This is a genomic window from Arthrobacter gallicola (genome assembly GCF_014836775.1).
GTDB lineage: Bacteria > Actinomycetota > Actinomycetes > Actinomycetales > Micrococcaceae > Arthrobacter_B > Arthrobacter_B gallicola.
The window spans coordinates 1-17,647 of record NZ_JACSQD010000010.1 but is presented as its reverse complement, the minus strand read 5'-3'; the positions used below and the strand labels follow the sequence as shown (position 1 = coordinate 17,647).

Sequence of the window (17,647 nt, the reverse complement as noted above, 5' to 3'; positions counted from 1 at the left end):
CATTTCAAGAATCCGGCGCAGCGCCAATCCGGGAGCTTTGCCCCGCGATCTGCCTTCCGAAACGGTCGCCGTCGACGGCAGGTCTGAACTTGAACAGCAAACCGGCCGCAGGCGCAGGGCCTGCAGCCGGTTCGGCGTGGATTGGGCGGGAGGCAGCTACCAGCGCACCTTCCGCTCGCGGGGACCCTGCCGTCCATTGGCGTGGCTGGGTTTGGCACCCTTGCCCAGGCTCTGCCAGCCCGGAAGATTCGCCTCCGCAGGCTGAGCGGCAGCCAGCCGACGCAGGCCGTCTTCGCTCAGGCGGCGGGCAGCTGCCGGAGACACGTTGACCAGCAGATCCGGGGCGGGCGCGTCAGCAACCGGGAGGTCCTCCTCTGCTGCAAGCGGCTGGCCGCCGGCAGGGAGTTGGGGTTTTTTCGGGTTTTTCGTCATGGGACTGCTCCAGTTTCTACTCTGGGCTGCTGATGCCAGAACACTGCCCTTCCGGGGCTGCCGGCGCAGAGCTGCGCGCGGATACTTCGAGTCTGCAGACGGAAGGACTTGGAGGCCTTGGCCTCAACAAGCGGATTGATGTGGTCTGCTTTGAGCGCTGCGCGCCAACTGCGCGCAAGCCGCTACTCGAAAATGAGTGTTCCCATGCCGAGGACCCTAACATCCCCGTGCGGTGCCCGCTAGAGCCCTGAACAAACTCCAGCGCGGACCCGGCGCACAGTCAGCGGAAGCCGCCGTCGCTGGTCAGGACCTGGCCCACCATCCATTGCCCTTCGTCACTGACAAGCCAGGCGATCAGCCGGGCAGGATCGTCGGGTTCGCCAAAACGTCCGCCGGGAAAGCGGGAGAGCACGTCGTTCAGGACTTCCTGCGGACGGTCGGCGGTCGCAGGATCCAGGTACCCGGTGTTGACCGGAGCCGGGTTGACGGTGTTGAGGAGAATGCCCTGCCGGGCCAGGCCTGCGGCAACGGACGGTGTGATCCCGGCCAGCGCTGCTTTGGCCGTTGCATAGGCAATCTCGTTCTCCATGACCCCGCCGTTGACCTGCCCGGAGGTCATCCAGATGACCCGTCCACCGGGCCGGCCGTCATGTTGCTGGGCGAAGTCCCGGGTGGCAAGCAGTGTGGAGCGGGCATTGACCTGCCAGTGGGCGTCCAGCATGTCAGCAGAGAGCTCCGTCAAACGTCCATCACCGCCGCTGCGGGCATGGTTGCAGATCAGGATGTCCAGGTGCCCCAGCGCAGCCGCTGCCCGTTCGATTAAGTGCTCAGGAGCCCCCGGGTCCGCCAGATTGATGCTTAAGTCAGCGATCCGGGCACCGTCCGCGAGCTGCACACCCACTCCACTGACAACCCCGTCGATGGAATCCGCACCCCAGGGCTGCTCCGCGTCATGCGGGGCGTAGTGGGCCAGGAAAAGGCTGGCGCCCATTTGTGCCAGCCGGGAGGCGACGGCGTAACCGATCCCCTGTTTTCTGCTGACACCGGTGATCACGGCTGTCCGTCCGGCGAGCGGGAGGTGAGAGACCATCTGTTCCTTCAAAGGGCAGGGGGATGAGCTGTGGCCAGCTTAGCCCCACCCCAGCGGGACATCCGCCAGGGGGCTCGGCGTCCCGAACCGGTGAGCCGTGATGCTGATGGCCTGCTCGTGCAGGAACGGGAGCAGCTCCACCCTTCCGGCCTCGGTCACCGGCTGGGCATAAACGGCGACGTCGGGGCGGCCGCCGGTTGCTTCCGCCACCGCCTGCCGGTCCCCGCCGATCAGCCGGATCCGGGAGGGCAGGCCGGTGCCGGTCCCCAGCCTGGCCAGCCATCCGGCGTCGTCCTCGATGCTGAGAACGAACCCGTGGCCAGCCAACAGGGCCGTGATCGCCGAAGGAAGCGCCGCCGGAAGCGAGACCCGCGCCGGTGAGCCGGCCTGCAGGGCCGCCGCCAGCACCCGCAGCAGTGCCGCCGTCGGCTCTCCTTCGGAGAGGCGGACCTCCACCGGAACCGGGAGGTAACGGAACAGGTTCCGTTCCGCGAGGAGACCGGAAACGTCCCGGACCTGCCCGTAGTCAGCGGACGACACGGCGGTGTCGCTGCCTGCCGACCGGGCGAGGAACTCCAGATCGCGGGCGGAGAAACATCCGGAGTTCTCCGCCTCGGCCAGCAGCACCGCAGTGGCACCGCGGACCGGGGCAGTGTCCTGTGCCGGCTGGGAACTCCAGTCGCCCAGTGCCAGCAGGTAGTTCGGTCCACCCGCCTTGGTGCCGGTTCCCACCGACGATTTCTTCCAGCCGCCAAACGGTTGCCGCCGCACGATCGCACCGGTAATACCGCGGTTGACGTAAAGGTTCCCGGCCTGAACGGCCCTAGTCCAGTAGGTGATTTCTTCCGGATCCAGGGAGTGCAGCCCGGCGGTGAGGCCGTAGTCCACCTGGTTCTGCAGCTGGACGGCTTCCGCCAGCGTCCGGGCCCGCATCACACCCAGTACCGGGCCAAAATACTCGGTGAGATGAAACTCGGATCCCGGCCGGACCCCGGCGCGGATCCCGGGAGTCCACAGCCTGCCCGCCAGGTCCAGTTTCTGCGGCTGCAGCACCCAGGACTCCCCCACCCCCAGCTCGGTCAGTCCGCGCAGCAGCTTTCCGGACGCCGGTTCCACCACGGGGCCCATCTGCGTCTGCGGATCCTCCGGCCGTCCCACGTCCAGCGACTGCACGGCGTCCAGCATCTGGTTGTGGAAGCGGCGGGATTCCGCCACGGAGCCCACCAGAATCACCAGGGAGGCGGCCGAGCACTTCTGCCCGGCGTGGCCGAACCCGGAGGCCGCCACATCCCGCGCCGCCAGGTCGAAGTCGGCGCTGGGCGTCACAACGATCGCATTCTTCCCCGAAGTTTCCGCCAGCAGCGGCAGGTCCGTCCGGAAGGACCGGAAGAGCTCCGCAGTTTCGTAACCGCCGGTAAGGATCACCCGGTCCACGGCGGGGTGGGAAATCAGCTGCCGCCCGAGTTCGGCTTCCCCCAGCTGCACGAACTGCAGCACACCGCGCGGCACTCCCGCGTCCCAGAGAGCCGCGGCAAGCACCGCGCCGCACCGGCTGGCGGGGCCGGCGGGTTTGAGCACGACGGCGGATCCGGCGGCCAGCGCTGCGAGGGTGGACCCGGCGGGGATGGCCACGGGGAAGTTCCAGGGCGGGGTGACCACGGTCAGCCTGGCCGGATGGAAACGGGCTCCGTCGATCTGGTCCAGGTCGGCCGCGCGCTCCGCGTAGTAGCGGGCAAAGTCCACGGCTTCGGAAACCTCCGGGTCGCCCTGATCCAGAGTCTTACCTGCCTCGGCCGCCATGACTTCCAGCAGCTGTGCCCGGCGCGCTTCCAGGCTGTCTGCCGCCCGGCGCAGCACTGCGGCCCGCCCGGCACCGGAAAGGGCAGCCCAGCCAGCCTGGGCCTGGACCGCTTCAGCCATGAGGTCCTCGAGTTCTTCCTCGGTCTCGATCCGGGCCGCTTCGACCTCGAGCAGCCCCAGGGCGGAACCGGGCACACGTGCCAGGATCCCCCTTCCCCAGCCCCGGTTCGCCGGCAGCGACGGGTCAGTGTCCTGGGTGTTGGCGAAGTCTGGGGTGTTGGTGAATTCCGCTCCGGCAGGTTCCGGAGGCGCCGTCCGGTCCTGCCGCCGGCGGGGTTCGGGGACGCGGGCATCCAGCGCCTCCAAGGACGCGCTGAACCGCCGGCGTTCGCGCTCAAACAGGGCTTCGTTGGTGCTGAGGTCGAAGACGGCGGACATAAAGTTCTCACTGCTCGCCCCTTCCTCCAGCCGCCGGACCAGGTAAGCGATTGCGACGTCGAACTCGTCCGGGTGCACCACCGGGGTATAAAGCAGCAGCTGACCGACGTCCTGCTTAACCACCTGTGCCTGGGCGGCGGCCATGCCCAGCAGCATTTCGACGTCGATCCCGTCCCGCACACCGCGGCGCCCGGCGAGCAGCCAGGCGTAGGCGATGTCGAAGAGGTTGTGGCCGGCAACGCCGAGGCGGACATTCGCGGTCCGGTCCGGGTGCAGGGCATAGTCCAGGACCCGTTTGTAGTTCGTGTCGGTCTCCTGTTTGGTGTCCCAGGTGGCCAGGGGCCAACCGTGGAGAGATGACTCCACCAGTTCCATCGGCAGGTTCGCCCCCTTGACGAGCCGTACCTTGATACCCGCTCCGCCCCGGGCCCGCCGCTCGGCGGCGAAGGACTGCAGCCGCTGCATGGCGGCCAGGGCATCAGGGAGGTAGGCCTGCAGCACCAGCCCGGCCTCCAGCTGGTGGAATTCCGGTTGCGAGAGGAGCTCCATAAAAACCGCCAGGGTCAGCTCAAGGTCCTTGTACTCCTCCATGTCCAGGTTGATGAACTTGGGCGGGGACCCGCTGGCAGCAAGCCGGTAGAGCGGTGTCAGGGTGTCGACGACGTTGGCCACGGCCTCGTCGAAAGCCCACGGCGCGTGCGGGGCAACTGTGGAGGAGACTTTCACCGAGACATAATCGACGTCGTCCCTGGCCAGCAGGCGGCGGGTGCCTTCCAGGCGGCGGGCTGCCTCCCGCTGTCCCAGGACGGCTTCGCCCAGGAGATTCATGTTGAGGCGGACACCGTCGCGGCGGATCCGGCGGATGGCCTTGCCCAGCCGGGCGTCGGTGGCGTCGATAATCAGGTGCCCGACCATCCGCCGCAGGACCAGGCGGGCTGCTGGGACCACAACACCGGGCAGTACAGGCGCCAGCATCCCCCCGGCCCGGGCAGCTGCCCGCAGGTACCAGGGCAGGAAGCCGGGAACTTTGGGGGCCAGCTCCGCCAGGTTCCGGGCAGCGACGGAGAGGTCTTCGGGGCGCACAACGCCATCGACGAATCCGACCGTGAATTCGAGTCCGCCGGGGTCCTTCAGAATCCCCGCCAACTGAGCCGCGGAGGCGTCCACCCTGATGGCGGACGCCTCCGTCAGCCAGCGCCTGACCAGCTGGACGGTCTCCTCAGCCAGTTCCTGAGGGGCGGGCGGGGCAGGCGGCGGCCCCTCCGGGACGGCTGGCGGCCCGTCCGGAAGGGGTCCAGCGGAGGTGGTTTCCTTCATACCCTCAGTATCGAAGCCGCAGCGGCGTTCGGGAAGGGGCTGCCCGCCGGACCTGCGGTTATATCCCGGCAGGTCCGCGTCAGGCTAGGCCTGCGGGGAGGCCGGAGGGTAGGGTGCGTACTGCTGCTGGGCGCCGGCGTCGAACCGTGCTCCCTCGGGCTTGCTCGGCATCAGTGCGAGGACCGCGATTGCGAGGGCACCCAGACCGGGCACAAGAGCCACCAGCACCAGCCAGCCGGAAAAGCCTCCGTCATGGAGACGGCGCACCGTCAGCGCGAGGCCCGGGACCAGCGTGGCCAGCCCGAAGATTACCAGCAGGACCATGGGAATCATGAAGCTGGTGCTCTTTAGGTCGCCCGTCACCGGATCGATGCTCGCGGTAAGTGCAATCATCAGGCCGATGTAGAGAACGGTGATCACGATGAACTGGAACAACGTGTACCACCAGTACTCGCTGCGGCTCGCGCGGCCGGAGAAGGTGGCGTATTTCTGAAAGAAACGCTTGATGGCCGCACCGAAGCTGGCTCCGTAGAGCGGCTGCGAGAGGGGCACGGGACCTGACGGGGCCTGGACATACGGATTTTGGGCATACTGCGGCAGACATGATTTCCCCCTGAAGATTCGCTGGAAACGAAGGGCGCTTAGTGATTAAGCGTCGAAGGGATACTAGCCGACATCAGCCTGCGCGTCGAGACGCGGAAAACGGGTGTTTATGCAGGCCAGCGCGGTCCTCCAGACAGCCGAACCCCGCCGCACCCCTGGAGGGACGGCGGGGAACAGATGCCTCTTTTGCGCCGGTTCAGCAGATCCCCCAATGGGCTGGAGTCAGCGGGAACTCTCTGATCCGTCGTCCGGCTTGGTATCCGACCCAGTGGACGTATTCCGCTTTGTGGCCTCGTCCACTTCGGTATCGATCTTTTCCTTTCGGATGTCCCCGGATACGGATTCCGTACCGGTTACCGTCTCTGTTTCGAGCCGGACACGCTCCACCGGTTCGGTGTGCTTGCGGACCACGGGCTCCTCGCTGTGCAGCGTGACTTCGTACTCGTCCTCCCGAAGCTCTTCTCCGCGCATCGCGGCGTCCCGGTTGGCGTCCGTGACCGGCTCACGCTCGATCCGGACTTCCTCGTGGCTGACCGGAACCTGAGTCGTCACGGTTTCGGTCACGGTGTACTTGCGCAGCCGGGCCTTGCCGGTCTCACGCTGTTCCGTGCCCACGTCGAGGCGCTCCTCGGAGCGGGTCATCGCGTCGTCGATGTTCGCACCGGCGGCTGCTGACCTGCCCGTACCGGACGCGGTATCCCGGTCCGTGCCTGAAATGGTGTCCGTTCCGGATATGGTTTCGGGCCTATTGAGTGTGTCCGTACCGGCGTCGGAACTGACCGTCCCGGCGGTGCCGTCGTCATACGTGAAGCCGTAATACCGGTAGAGGGTGACTTCCTCTTCCGCGCTGATGGAGCCATCACTCTCGATCTGCGGAGCGTTCTTGACCTCTTCCTTGGAGTAGGGCACCAGCACATCGATGCCCTCCACGGTTGCCTCGCTGAGGGGGACAAAGGTCTCATTGGTTCCAAACAGTCCGGTGTTGACCGTGACCCAGGCCGGTTCGTTGGTCTGGTCGTCGAGGTAGAACGTTCCCACTGATCCGATTTTGTCGCCGTTCGGTCCCAGGACGTTCCCCGAGGCGGACATGAGTCCTTCGACTTGCTGATTGCTGATCATCGTGTGTTTTCTCCTTCGGCAGCGAATCTCCGCCAGGGGTTCCCGGCGTGTCAGTTCCGATCAGTCAGAGTCAACGGCTGCCCCTGCCGCGTCCGCCTGCGGCGGCAGGATGGCCGGCGATGCACCGTGCCGTACCGTGGCCCAAATCCGTGACTCAATGGCCCTTTGTGAAGGCCAGGCCTGCATTACCAAGCCTACTTATCATTCCACTGCCTCGGGTCAGGTCCGTCAATAGGAGTCCGGAGACGGAACCGGGCCGCCTCCGGCGGGGCGGCATGCCGTCGATACGGGTGGGGTGCGGGCGTGCGGCGGGGATACCCTGCCGGCTCCCGGCGCACTATGCTGTGCCGTGAACTGGGGTGGTGCTGGACTGACGTGGCAGTGGGCTGACGGGCGTGGACGGGAGCGAAGGATGATGCCAAGGACCTATCCGGCTGGCGTGCCGAGCTGGATCGACACCGAGCAGCCCGACGTCGACGCGGCCGCTGATTTTTACGGCAGATTTTTTGGCTGGTCCTTTGCGGACGCCATGCCCCCGGAAGCGCCCGGCCGCTACCTGATCGCCACGCTTGACGGTGCGGACATCGGCGGGCTGTCCGGCAGCAGCCAGCATGCGGCGTGGAACACCTATATTGCCGTCGACGACGCCGATGCAGCCATCGGAAGACTGGCTTCCGCCGGCGCCGCAGTGCGGTCCGCGCCGGCCGATGCGGGCGAGGGCGGCCGCACCGCTGTGCTGACTGATCCGGAAGGTGCCGAATTCCGCATCTGGCAAGCCCGCCGCCGGTTGGGGACCCAGACGGTGAACCGCCCGGGCTCCTGGAATTTCAGTGATCTCCATACCACCGACATTGCGGCAGCCAAAGCGTTCTACGGGGAGGGATTCGGCTGGCAGGTGGACGATCTTGGCTTCGGGTGGCTGGTGCGCCGCCCCGGCTACGGCGATCATCTGGAGGCTACGGTTGACCCCGATATCCGGGCGCGGCAGGCCGCCGTCGCAACCCCTTCCGGCTTCGAGGATGCGATCGCCTGGTTTGCACCGGCGGCACCCGGTGACCGGCCGCACTGGCACGTCTCCTTTGCCGTGGCCGACCGCGACCAGTCCGCCGCGGATGCAGAACGGCTCGGAGCCACGGTGCAAAGCCAGTCCAATGAGCAGTGGTCCCGCACGGCATTGATCCGGGACCCGCAGGGTGCGGAGTTCACCATCAGCCAGTTCACGCCCCCGTCCGGCTGAGCCAACCCGCGTCCGCCGGCTGCTACAGGTGCAGGCGGTCCTGTGTGCCCCTGCGGCTAGGCTGGGCAGGTGATTCCACCACTTGGCGGAGCCCGCGGATAGACCGAGCCACAGGAGAGAATATGCCCAGCGTAGACACGGCTGCCACGAAGGCCCTCGAAGAAGCCAGCGCAACTGAGAAGGGCCGGTCAGCAGCGGTCCTGGTCCATGACGGCCCGCTGCGCCAGACCATTCTCGCGCTCAAGGCGGGCCAAACCCTGGCCGAGCACAACTCTCCCCCGGCTGCGAGCATGTACGTCTTGAACGGACGGGTACGGGTTACTGGCCAGGACCAGTCGGAAATTGCGGCCGGGGAGATCGTCGCGCTGACCCACGTGCGCCACGGAGTCGAGGCGCTTGAGGACTCCGTCTTCCTGCTGACTACGGTGACCAGCCAAACCGGCGACAGCCATGGGGAGGCTCCCGGCGCGCCCCGGGCCTGAGGCAGGCGGGTCGGCGTTAATTCCGTCTCCCCAGGCGTGGTGCCGCTGGCGTCGGGCTAGCCGGAGGCTACAGGGAGTCCTTCAGCGCCTCCCGCACCTGGCGGCGCAGCACCTTGCCGAGCATTGATTTGGGCAGCTCTTCGATCGCCAGGATGCGGCGTGGGACTTTGTACGCCGTCAGGCGCTCCCGGCAGAATGCCCGCAGTGCCGCTTCGTCCAGTTCGGTGTCCGGCTGCAGCACGACGGCGGCAACCACCTGTTCGTTGCCGTCCTCGCCGGGCAGCCCGATGACGGCGGCATCGGCAACGTCCTGGCTGCTGCGCAGGACGTCCTCAACTTCGCTCGGTGAGACGTTGAATCCGCCGGTAATGATCAGTTCCTTGCGCCGGTCCACCACCTTCACAAAGCCGTCTTCGTCCACGGTGACGATGTCTCCGGTCCGCAGCCAGCCGTCCTCGGTCAGGACCTCCCCGGTCTCCCCCGGGTTGTTCCAGTAGCCGGTAAACACCTGGGGGCCGCTGATCAGCAGTTCTCCCGGTTCACCCTGCGGCACGTCCCGCGCAACGTCCTCCGGATCCACAACCCGCATGCGGGTGCTGGGGAAGGGCACACCGATGGTGCCGTTGCGGCGGGTTTCCGCGAAGGGGTTGCCCAGCGCCACGGGCGAGGATTCGGTCAGGCCGTACCCTTCCACCAGCAGGCCGCCGGAGACGTCCTCCCACAGTTCCACGGTCTTGGCCGGCAGGGTCATGGCCCCGGAAATGGCATACCGGATGGTGGAGATGTCGATTCCGCGTTTCTTGGATTCGACTGCCACCTTTTCGTAAATCGGCGGGACGGCGCAGAAGACAGTGGGTTTGGATTTTTTGGCAGCGTCCAGCACCAGGTCAACGTCGAACTTGGGGAAGAGCACCAGCCGGGACCCGGTCAGGATGGCGAAGGTCAGGTACAGCGTCAGCCCGAAGGCGTGGAACATCGGCAGCACACCGTAGATGACCTCTTTACCTTCTTCGGCTCCGTGCATCCAGGCCTGCCCCTGCAGCGCGTTGGACCGCAGGTTGTAGTGCGTGAGCATCGCACCCTTGGGCGTTCCGGTGGTTCCGGAGGTGTACTGCAGTGCGGCGAGGTCGGCGACCCCGGGCTTGGGGTGCTCCGGATCGAGGGGAGGGTTGGCCAGCAGCTTTTCCCAGGGAATCGTGTTTTCCGTCTTGGTGGTCAGACCGGCCCGGGTGCGGCGGAGGGATGGAAGTGGAAGACGCAATCCAAGCTGTTTCAGCCGGGGCATGGCCCTGGTGATATCCACCGAAACGATTTTCGGCACCGCGACGTCATCCGGGAAGTCCTGGACTTTCTCCACGGCCTTATCCCACACGATGGCAACCTGCGCACCGTGGTTCTCGAACTGGTGCCGCAGTTCGCGCTCGGTGTAGAGCGGATTGTGCCCGACAACCACTCCGCCCAGCCGCAGCACGGCATAAAACGCGATGAGGTACTGCGGGCAGTTCGGCAGGATGATCGCCACCCGGTGCCCTTTGCGCACCCCAAGCCTGCGCAGTCCCTCGGCGGCCCGGTTAATCTGGTCGCCCAGCTGCGCGTACGTGGTTTCGCCACCGAAGAACTCCAGGGCGGTCTTAGACCCAAAGCGGGCGACGGCGTCTTCCATCATGGCGGTCAGAGACCCGGTGGGCAGCTCAATTTCGGCCGGCACGCCGGGCTGGTAATGCTTGACCCACAGCGGTTCCTGGGCGGCTGTCATAGAAATACGGCTCCTTAGAATCGGTACTTCGACTATATTCGCCGGTATTCACGAGGACAGCTTCGCCGCTCCCGGTCCCGCTGGGAGCCCCGGCGTTTCAACGCGCCCGCGGATACAAAAGAAAAAGACGATTCCGAGAATGATGACCGGAATGTTGCCCAGGGAAGCGGCCCCGGCCAACGCGGTATCCGCGGGGTAGGCAGTTTGCAGGAAAATCGCCGGATCGGTGCTGGCGTGCAGGAGAATGGGCCACAGCAGGTTCCCGGTGACCCTCAGCGCCAGGTACATGCAGAACGACGGCAACCGCGGTCCACATCCAGGTCCGGCCACTGATCGGCTGGCGGCGGAACAGCTCCCCCAGCCACCCGGTGGAGAGCGCGAACACCACGAGGATCAGTCCGCCGAGAAGGACCGGCAGGCCAACCAGCAGCAGGATGTAAAGAGCGCTGGCCGGGTCTGCAGCCCTACCCGCCAGGGGCAGGAAGAGCAGCGACCCTGCCTGGTACAGCACAAAGTAAACACCCGTCAGCAGGATGGCCCGCCACCAGCCGCCGTGTTCCCAGAAGCGCTGCCAGGGGGAAAGTGTCCGCTCTCCGGTCATATCCAGCTCTCTTTCTGATGGAATCCCCGGCCCGGATACAGCGCCTCCGGCTGTTACTGCTGCGCCAGCCGGCGCAGGTAAGCTGCGAGCGCCCGCGGGGCAGATGCCGGGGCCGCGGCTTCGACCGCGGCGTTGTAGTTGGTATTGGTGTTTACGTCATAGGTGAGGAGCCTGCCGTCGGCAGACTCAATGAACTCGATGCCGCAGACTTCCAGGTTCATCCGGCGGGCGAAGTCCTGATAGGCGCCGATGATGGGATGGTTGAAACCCTCCCGCAGACTGAACAGCTGGGTATCCGGCTCCGGCGCGATCGTGGCGCCGGGCGGCAGGACGGGCTTTCCGGTGATGGGGTCAACCGCGCATGCGTCCGCCGGGCACAGCTGGAATCCGCCCCGGGCGGTGTCGGCACGGATGGCATAGATAAACTCTCCGCCGACCAGCTCCACCCGGGTGATGAAGGGTTCGGCTGCCTGGATGTATTCCTGGACCAGGGTGATCCCGTCCTGGGGCTCTTCGAACTCCTCCGAGGCCACGTAGTCCGCCAGCTCGCCATGGGATTCAAATTTCCGGACGCCGAGTCCCTTTCCGCCCTGGTTGTGCTTCAGGATAAACGGCACGGGAAATTCCTTGGCCGCGGCCAGGATCTGGGAGCGCCCGACGGCGGCGACGGTCCGCGGCGTCTGGATGCCGGCGGCCCGCAGCGCGGTCAGCTGGTCCACCTTGCTCATTTCCAGTTCCAGCACCCGCCGCCCGTTGACCGTGCGCCGGCCGTGCGCTTCGAGCCATGCAAGGACGGCGCGGGCATAGTCCTTGGAGAGCGCGTTCCCGCGGGTATGGGAGGAAGCGCTGATCCGGGACCAGAAGATCCCTTCCGGCGGGGCCTCGTCCAGGTCAAGCACTCCGTCGGTCAGCAGCCATTCATGCACCTGGACCCCTTCGGCTTCGAAGGCCCGCGCAAAGGGCGGGAACCATTCGGGGTTTTCGTGCAGGGCGTAGACGGGCAGAGCCATGGTGGACCTTTCGAACAAGACCGGAGTTGGAAGGTGTTGGAAGCCTACTGGATGAAGATGCCGTTCCCCGGACCGAGGGGCAGATCAAAGACATAAAAGACGGTCAGCACGGCAACCCAGGCCAGCCAGAACACCACGGTAAACGGGAGCATGCGGGAAATGACCGTGCCCAGCCCGGCGGAGGGCTCGTAGCGGCGCAGCATGGTCAGCAGCACAATCATGTACGGGTTCAGCGGGGTGAGCACCTGGGTGGCTGAATCCCCCACTCGGAAGGCCGCCTGCACAAAGGCCGGTTCGTAGCCAAGCAGCGCAAACATCGGCACAAACACGGCTGCCATCAGCGTCCACATGGCGGACCCGGAAATGATGAAAAGGTTCAGCAGCGAGGCCAGGACGATAAAGGCCAGAATGGCCGGGTAACCCGTCAGCCCGATCGATTCCAGACCGGAGGCTCCGGCTACCGCAATCCAGTTCCCGATCCCCGACCAGTTGAACAGGGCGATGAACTGGCCCAGCACAAAGGCCAGGACCAGGAAGCCGCTCATTTCCTTGAGGGACAGCCCCATAACCCGGGGTATGTCACTCGCCGACGGCATGGTCCCGGTGATCCTCCCGTAGACGAGGCCAGGGATCACAAAAAGCACAAAAACGATGAACACGATGGAGGAAAGCAACGGTGAAGCCGGCAGGAAGCCACCGTCCTCATTGCGCCACGGCGAATCCGGCAGCAGCGAGCCCACCGCGATCGCCAGCGCAACAACCGCACCGATCGCCAGCGCCCAGCGCAGGCCCCGGCGTTCCAGCGGACTCAGATTCGGATCCAGTGCGGCCGGCTGACCGGCTGCGGACCCCTGGCCGGCCGCCGGAAGCGGGGCGCCGTCGTCGTCCGTTTCTTCGGATTCCATGCGCGCCACCCCCTGTTTCACCAGCCGCGGCTCCAGAACCTTGTCAATGAGGAAACCCGCGGCCAGGATCAGCACCCCGGAGGACACCACGTTGAAGAAGTAGTTGGAGAGCGGGTTGACCGGCGACCCCGGATCTGGCAGGGCGCCGGTGACCGCCGTGGTGATTCCAGCGAAGAGCGCATCCAGGGAGGTGACCAGCATGGAGGTGGAATAACCGGCCCCGGCAGCTGCGAACCCGCCCAGCAGGCCGGCCACCGGATGCCGCCCGGCAGCCTTAAACACCAGGGCGGCCAGCGGTGGAATCACCACGAATGCGGCGTCCGCCATGATGGAGCCGGCTACACCCACCAGCCCGACGGCGTAGGGCAGGGCCCAGCGCGGTGCAGCGCCGAAGGCGCGGCGGATCAGAGCGGCGAGGAGCCCTGACTTCTCCGCCACCCCGACGGCCAGCAGGATGGGCAGCACCGTGGCCAGTGGCGGGAAGCCCAGGTAATTCGCGCCCAGGGTAGTGGTCAGCCAGGTCATTCCCTCCGCCGTGAAGAGACCCTTGATGGCGGTGGCTTCAGCGCTTCCCGGCACGGTGACCGTGACGTTTGCCCAGGCCATCAGCGTGGAGGTCACAGCAACGGCCGCAAAAAGGAGGAGGAACAGGACAAAGGGATCCGGCAGGCGGTTTCCCGCCCGTTCGATGCCGGCGAGCACCTTGTCTGTCGCCGAGGCGCGGGAGGTGCCGGCGGGGGCAGCGTTCATCGATGCATCCTTCGCAGTAGGAAAAGATCAGGCGAAATAACCGGGGACGTCCACCGGACCGCCGGCCGCGGCGAATTCTTCCGCGGCCGCGGCCTGGAGGTTCGGATCGCAGAGATAATCCAGCGCCGTCAGCGCCAGGCCTGCCGCTCCGTCCACCGCGGCCCTGCCCGCCGCCGCGGAGCCTGCAGCGTCGGCAAACTCCCGGGTGTGCAGGGCAATATCCGGGCTGGAAATGCCAATCAGCGGATGGATCCCGGGCACCCGGTAGCTGATGTTCCCGAAGTCGGTGGAGGCAGCGAGGGTTTCGGACACCACACCGCCCGGGAGCGGCTGGCGGCCGCGCCGGCGTTGCGCGGCCAGCCAGCGGCCGGTCAGGGCACGGTTGGTGCGGACGGGCAGCGACGGCGGGTGCTCATCCCAGTCCAGGTCCACGCCGGTGCCGGTCATCAACGCGGCACCGCGGGCCACGTCCTCGAGCCGGCGGCTCAGTTCCCGGAGCGATTCGGGGTATTTGGACCGGGCGTAGAGCTTCATCTCGGCGCGTTCCGGGACGATACTTGGGCGCGCGCCGCCGTCGGTGATCACCGCGTGCACCCGGTCGGACGGCGGGAGCTGCTGGCGCAGCAGGCCAATCCCCGAATAGGCGAGGGTGGCGGCGTCGAGCGCGTTGCGGCCCATAAAGGGCTGTGCGGAGGCATGTGCCGCGACGCCGGTGAACGTCACGGTGAGGAGCCTGCGGCCCAGCCACACCTGGTCCACCACATCCTGACCGTAGGGGTGAACCATCACCGCTGCATCCACGCCGTCCAATGCTCCGTTGCGGGCCATAACTTCCTTGCCGGAATAGCCTTCCTCGGCAGGGGTCCCCAGCAGCACCACCGCCCCGGGAAACGCATTGGGCTCCTCCTGCAGCGTGAGAGCCAGGGCAAGGAAGGCACCGACGCCGGCGGCGGCGATCACGTTGTGTCCGCAGGCGTGGCCGATGCCGGGCAGGGCATCGTATTCGGCCATGACCGCGATGACCGGAGAGCCGCTGCCCGCCTCCGCCCGCACCGCCGTGTCCAGGCCGTGGACCCCCACCCGGGCAGCTACGCCGTGGTGTTCCAGGAGGTCCGCGATGCGCCGGGCGCTGCGGTGCTCCTGATAGGCGGTTTCGGGGTCCCGGTGCAGTTCAGCGGCCAGGCCGCTGAGCTCCGGAGCCAGGAGGTCCACCCGGGCTTCAACCGTTGTGGCAGCGGCTTCCGGAGCGCCGGCAAACGGTGACTCCTCATGTTGGGCTGTTCCCTGGCGGCTCCGGGTTTCGGCCTCCAGGTGGTCCAGATACGTGGTGCTGGGCTGAGTCGGCTGGGTCATATCGGCCACCCTATGACCGAAAGCGGGCACGTTGTTAGGACGGCTAAACATTCCGTACCCGGGGGTTCCGGATTCAGCCCTCCTGCTCTACGCTTTGCGGGTCAGCGGCCGCGGGCAGCAACCCGCGCGACCAGCGCCTGCGGCCCCCGGCGGCCGATCGAAGCGAGGATTTTGTAGCGTTTGGACGGAATCGAAATGCTCTTTCCCGCAAAGGCATCCGCAAGTCCTTCGCGGACCACGCGTTCCGCGTCGAGCCACATCCACCCCGGGAACGGTGACTTATCCATCTGCATCCGTTCATGGAATTCGGTGTGCACAAAGCCGGGACAGAGCGCCGTTGCGGAGAGGCCTCGGGCGGCATAGTGCAGATTGGCCCAGCGGCTGAAGCTGATCACCCAGGCCTTGGCGGCACTGTAGGTGCCGCGCGGAACGAACCCGGCAACGGATGCGACGTTGATGATCCGGCCGCCGCCCCTGGCCAGCATGGAGTTCACGGCTGCGTGGCTCAGCCGCAGCGGCGCGCTCACGAGCACATTCAGGTTATCCAGTTCAGCTTTGGCGGTGTTGATATGGAAATCGTCCTTCAGCCCGTACCCGGCGTTGTTCACCAGGATTCCGACGTCGGGCTGCGCCACCCGGGCCGCTACTGCCTCCACTCCCTCAGGCGTGGCGAGGTCTGCCGGAAGCACTGCCACCTTTACCCCGTAACGGGCCGACAGCTCCGCAGCCTTGGCCTCAAGCCGTTCCTGGTCCCGGGCGGTGAGGACGAGGTTGTGCCCGCGCTCTGCCAGTTGCCGGGCGAACTCTGCGCCCAGGCCCGAGGTTGCACCCGTTACTACTGCGGTATCAGTCATGGGAACAGCCTGCTACGGCGCAAACGGGTTTGCAACGCACCCTTTCGTGACCGGCAGGCCGTTGCCCGGCCAGCCGGTCTCCGCCTACCGTGGGAGAACCCCGTCCGCCGCGCGCGCCCGGGAGCACAGCCAGCGCAGGAGTGTCCATGAACCGAGCCTCCGGCCACCCGTATCCCTACGCCGACCGGGCTGATGCCGGCCGGGTCCTGGCCGGCGCCCTGGCGGGCTACCGCGGCCGGAACGGGCTGCTGGTCCTGGGCCTGCCCCGCGGCGGTGTCCCGGTTGCGGCCGAGGTTGCGGACGCGCTGGGCGGCGCACTGGATGTGGTGCTGGTTCGCAAGATCGGCCATCCCCGGCAGCCGGAGCTGGCTGCCGGCGCGGTTGCCGAAGCAGCCGGCGAGCGCACCGCGGTCTGGAATGACGGCGTCGTACGGGCCTGGCTGGCCTCCGAGCCCGGCACCGGGCAGGCTGAGCTGGAGGCGGTTCTCGCGGCGGAAAGCGCAGAACTGCAGCGCCGGGCCGAACGCTACCGCCCGCATCAGCCGGTGCAGCGGATCCGGGGCAGCACGGTGATTGTGGTGGACGATGGCTTGGCCACCGGAGCCACCATGCGGGCGGCGCTGGGCGCCGTCCGAAGCCTGGAACCGCAGTGGCTGGTGGCCGCCGCCCCGATGAGCTGCGCCCCGGAGGGAGACATCGCAGCGCTGGCGGACGACGTCGTTATCCCCTGGGCGGAGAGCACCCTGTCCTCCGTGGGTCAGGCCTACCGGACCTTCGGGCAAACCGGCGACGCTGAGGTCCGTGCCCTGCTGCGCCTCGGCTGATTCCCCCTACACCCCTGTGGAGGAATAGACCTCCGCGTGGAGCACCGAATCTCCGTGCGACCGGGACCGGGCAGCGGCCAGCGCTGGCCTGCCGGTGCCGCCAAGAGGATAATCCGAAGGGCTTTGGGGGAGAATTCCGATCACCCGGGAGGCCCGACATGTCCACAACTCACGGCACCTTTTACGGCTGGGGCGGGCTCAGCCTCGATACCAGCGAACTGTCATCCCGGACGATTTCCGCCGTCCGGACCGGGTTTGGCATCTCCGGGGCGGTGGCGTTGATCCTGGGACTGCTGATGCTGTTCTGGCCCGAAGCCACGCTCTCCGTCATCGCCTTCTTCTTTGGCCTGTACTTCCTGATTTCCGGAGCGGTCCGGGTTGTCAGCGGGATAGCGTCTCCCATGTCAGCGGGTCTGCGGGTGCTGAACATCCTGGTTGGCCTGCTGCTCTTTATTCTGGGCGTCGCGGCCATCCGAAACCCGATTCCCTCCCTCGCCGTGCTGGGCATGGTGGTGGGGATTGCCTGGATTATCGAAGGCATCATGGCGCTCACCGAGACGGAAACGGGCGGCTCGCGCTGGTATGCGATCACGTTCGGAGTGCTGAGCATCATCGCGGGAGTTGTTGTGCTGTTCCTGCCGGTGGAGTCGCTGGCCGCGCTAGTGATCTTCGGCGGTATCTTCCTGGTGGTCCTGGGCGTCGTGCAGATCGTCAGGGCCATCACGTTCGGGCGCGGAACCGTCCGCACGGCGTAGCAGTCCTGCCCGTACCCGGCCGTGGCGGTTTGGGGGCCGTTGCTTCCTGCGCCCAGACTCTGACAGCGACTGGCTGTCCAGCAGGTTCCCAGCAGGTTCCCAGCAGCTGTTAACACAGCGATAACCTGCAGGCGCTGCCGGCCGTAACACGGTGCCGCTTAAGCTGTGAGGACAACTCAGCCCCGGCCGGGAAGCCCCCAGCCCGGGCGAGCCTCTGCTGACCCATTCCGCCGGTCCGCCGTTGCTGACCGCGCTTCCGGCACCCGCTTTCCCGCGCGCCCTTCCCCTCCCCTCCTTTATCCCCTCCCCCCTTCCCCCCCC

Annotated in this window: 15 protein-coding genes; 4 read left to right on the top strand and 11 right to left on the bottom strand. The window is 66.7% G+C overall.

The genetic code is table 11. The annotated features are described in order from the left end of the window. Positions 1–156: 156 nt before the first annotated feature. The 5 genes from H9639_RS16585 to H9639_RS16565 form a co-directional block, all read right to left on the bottom strand. A complete protein-coding gene (locus tag H9639_RS16585; RefSeq protein ID WP_191809190.1) occupies positions 157–432 on the bottom strand; it encodes a hypothetical protein in 276 nt (91 codons plus the stop codon). A gap of 280 nt (positions 433–712) precedes the next feature. Continuing rightward, positions 713–1,522: an SDR family oxidoreductase gene (locus tag H9639_RS16580; RefSeq protein WP_191809189.1), complete on the bottom strand. Its 810-nt coding sequence runs from the start codon at positions 1,520–1,522 to the stop codon at positions 713–715. 39 nt (positions 1,523–1,561) lie between these two features. Continuing rightward, a complete protein-coding gene (locus tag H9639_RS16575; RefSeq protein WP_191809188.1) occupies positions 1,562–5,077 on the bottom strand; it encodes a bifunctional proline dehydrogenase/L-glutamate gamma-semialdehyde dehydrogenase in 3,516 nt (1,171 codons plus the stop codon). Positions 5,078–5,161: 84 nt separating this feature from the next. Next, on the bottom strand, positions 5,162–5,629 hold the full coding sequence (locus tag H9639_RS16570; RefSeq protein ID WP_318242135.1) for a DUF805 domain-containing protein: 468 nt from the start codon (positions 5,627–5,629) through the stop codon (positions 5,162–5,164). 273 nt (positions 5,630–5,902) lie between these two features. Next, on the bottom strand, positions 5,903–6,799 hold the full coding sequence (locus tag H9639_RS16565; protein WP_191809187.1) for a YsnF/AvaK domain-containing protein: 897 nt from the start codon (positions 6,797–6,799) through the stop codon (positions 5,903–5,905). 439 nt (positions 6,800–7,238) lie between these two features. Here H9639_RS16565 and H9639_RS16560 point away from each other — a divergent pair, with 439 nt between their 5' ends. After that, entirely contained in the window at positions 7,239–8,036 is a 798-nt protein-coding gene (locus tag H9639_RS16560; protein WP_318242134.1) for a VOC family protein, read from the top strand. A 122-nt stretch (positions 8,037–8,158) separates the two neighbouring features. After that, positions 8,159–8,518 carry a cupin domain-containing protein gene (locus H9639_RS16555; protein ID WP_191809185.1) on the top strand — a complete coding sequence of 120 codons (360 nt, stop codon included), beginning with the start codon at positions 8,159–8,161 and terminating at the stop codon, positions 8,516–8,518. Between the two features lie 67 nt (positions 8,519–8,585). Here the strand turns inward: H9639_RS16555 and H9639_RS16550 are convergent, their stop codons facing one another. From H9639_RS16550 to H9639_RS16525, 6 genes are all read right to left on the bottom strand, one after another. Further along, positions 8,586–10,274 (bottom strand): long-chain-fatty-acid--CoA ligase, encoded by a 1,689-nt coding sequence (locus H9639_RS16550; protein ID WP_191809184.1) that lies wholly within the window; start codon positions 10,272–10,274, stop codon positions 8,586–8,588. A 48-nt stretch (positions 10,275–10,322) separates the two neighbouring features. Further along, positions 10,323–10,577 (bottom strand): hypothetical protein, encoded by a 255-nt coding sequence (locus tag H9639_RS16990; RefSeq protein ID WP_225219736.1) that lies wholly within the window; start codon positions 10,575–10,577, stop codon positions 10,323–10,325. A gap of 351 nt (positions 10,578–10,928) precedes the next feature. After that, on the bottom strand, positions 10,929–11,885 hold the full coding sequence (locus tag H9639_RS16540) for an ATP-grasp domain-containing protein (protein WP_191809183.1): 957 nt from the start codon (positions 11,883–11,885) through the stop codon (positions 10,929–10,931). A 44-nt stretch (positions 11,886–11,929) separates the two neighbouring features. Continuing rightward, positions 11,930–13,540 carry an AbgT family transporter gene (locus tag H9639_RS16535; protein ID WP_191809182.1) on the bottom strand — a complete coding sequence of 537 codons (1,611 nt, stop codon included), beginning with the start codon at positions 13,538–13,540 and terminating at the stop codon, positions 11,930–11,932. 27 nt (positions 13,541–13,567) lie between these two features. Further along, on the bottom strand, positions 13,568–14,893 hold the full coding sequence (locus tag H9639_RS16530; RefSeq protein ID WP_191809181.1) for a M20 family metallopeptidase: 1,326 nt from the start codon (positions 14,891–14,893) through the stop codon (positions 13,568–13,570). A gap of 101 nt (positions 14,894–14,994) precedes the next feature. Further along, entirely contained in the window at positions 14,995–15,747 is a 753-nt protein-coding gene (locus H9639_RS16525; RefSeq protein ID WP_191809180.1) for an SDR family NAD(P)-dependent oxidoreductase, read from the bottom strand. A 146-nt stretch (positions 15,748–15,893) separates the two neighbouring features. On the opposite strand from H9639_RS16525, the gene H9639_RS16520 reads away from it, so the two are divergent. Continuing rightward, entirely contained in the window at positions 15,894–16,571 is a 678-nt protein-coding gene (locus H9639_RS16520; RefSeq protein WP_191809179.1) for a phosphoribosyltransferase, read from the top strand. Between the two features lie 158 nt (positions 16,572–16,729). Further along, positions 16,730–17,326, top strand: coding sequence for an HdeD family acid-resistance protein (locus tag H9639_RS16515; RefSeq protein ID WP_191809178.1), 597 nt, complete (start codon positions 16,730–16,732; stop codon positions 17,324–17,326). Positions 17,327–17,647 lie beyond the last annotated feature (321 nt).